This window comes from Cellulomonas edaphi, assembly GCF_030362815.1.
GTDB lineage: Bacteria > Actinomycetota > Actinomycetes > Actinomycetales > Cellulomonadaceae > Cellulomonas > Cellulomonas edaphi.
In genome coordinates this window covers 3803-5614 of sequence record NZ_JAUCGR010000005.1, presented here as the reverse complement: position 1 = coordinate 5614, position 1812 = coordinate 3803, and the positions used below count along the sequence as shown (strand labels likewise).

The window sequence follows — 1812 nt, the reverse complement described above, 5'->3', positions numbered from 1 at the left end:
TCCGGAAACAGAAATAGCCACCCCCGTGGGGGTGGCTATTTCTGAATGATGTCCGGCGGCGTCCTACTCTCCCACACCCTGGCGAGTGCAGTACCATCGGCGCTGAGGGGCTTAGCTTCCGGGTTCGGAATGGGACCGGGCGTTTCCCCCTCGCTATGACCGCCGTAACGTTGTCGAGTTGTCAAACGGGTTCCCGTTCGTCTCTCGGGAACCGCACAGTGGACGCGTAGCACTTGAATGAAGTGGTGAAGTTGTCGGCTTATTAGTACCGGTCAGCTGCGAAGGTCTTTAGTCCCTTCTTCCACATCCGGCCTATCTACCCAGTGGTCTAGCTGGGAGCCTCTCGGGGATCGAGTCCCCGTGGAAACCTCATCTTGAAGCAGGCTTCCCGCTTAGATGCTTTCAGCGGTTATCCCTTCCGAACGTAGCCAACCAGCCGTGCTCCTGGCGGAACAACTGGCACACCAGAGGTTCGTCCGTCCCGGTCCTCTCGTACTAGGGACAGCCCTTCTCAAGTTTCCTGCGCGCGCAGCGGATAGGGACCGAACTGTCTCACGACGTTCTAAACCCAGCTCGCGTACCGCTTTAATGGGCGAACAGCCCAACCCTTGGGACCTACTCCAGCCCCAGGATGCGACGAGCCGACATCGAGGTGCCAAACCATGCCGTCGATATGGACTCTTGGGCAAGATCAGCCTGTTATCCCCGGGGTACCTTTTATCCGTTGAGCGACGGCGCTTCCACAAGCCACCGCCGGATCACTAGTTCCGACTTTCGTCCCTGCTCGACCTGTCGGTCTCACAGTCAAGCTCCCTTGTGCACTTGCACTCGCCACCTGATTGCCAACCAGGCTGAGGGAACCTTTGAGCGCCTCCGTTACATTTTAGGAGGCAACCGCCCCAGTTAAACTACCCACCAGGCACTGTCCCTGATCCGGATTACGGACCGAGGTTAGATCTCCAGAGCGACCAGAGTGGTATTTCAACGTTGACTCCACCGACACTGGCGTGCCGGCTTCACAGTCTCCCACCTATCCTACACAAGCCGCACCGAAGACCAATACCAAGCTATAGTAAAGGTCCCGGGGTCTTTCCGTCCTGCTGCGCGTAACGAGCATCTTTACTCGTAGTGCAATTTCGCCGAGTTCGCGGTTGAGACAGCGGAGAAGTCGTTACGCCATTCGTGCAGGTCGGAACTTACCCGACAAGGAATTTCGCTACCTTAGGATGGTTATAGTTACCACCGCCGTTTACTGGGGCTTAAATTCTGAGCTTCGCCTTGCGGCTGACCCGTCCTCTTAACCTTCCAGCACCGGGCAGGCGTCAGTCCGTATACATCGTCTTGCGACTTCGCACGGACCTGTGTTTTTAGTAAACAGTCGCTTCTCCCTGGTCTCTGCGGCCCTTCACGCTCCCCGAGCAAGTCGGTTCACGCTTCAGGCCCCCCTTCTCCCGAAGTTACGGGGGCATTTTGCCGAGTTCCTTAACCACGATTCTCTCGATCGCCTTGGTATTCTCTACCTGATCACCTGAGTCGGTTTGGGGTACGGGCGGCTAGAACCTCGCGTCGAAGCTTTTCTCGGCAGCATAGGATCACCAGATTCCCGCTATTGCGGTCACCATCAGCTCTCAGGCTGTGTGAGTGGCGGATTTGCCTACCACTCGCCCTACGACCTTGGACGTGGACTACCATCGCCACGCTTGGCTACCTTCCTGCGTCACTCCTGTTAATACGCTTACCTACTACCGGTTCGGGTCCCGTGCTCCCTGCTGCGGTGCGACCCGAAGGTCACGGTGCAGCAGCTCGGACGGT

The 1812-nt window shown here is 57.6% G+C and carries 2 rRNA genes (1 of these 2 running past the window's edge); both read right to left on the bottom strand.

Annotated elements, in window-relative coordinates:
• Positions 1–50: 50 nt before the first annotated feature.
• Positions 51–167, bottom strand: a 5S ribosomal RNA gene (rrf, locus tag QRT05_RS15515).
• 75 nt (positions 168–242) lie between these two features.
• A 23S ribosomal RNA gene (locus QRT05_RS15510) occupies positions 243–1812 on the bottom strand (it continues 1640 nt past the right edge of the window).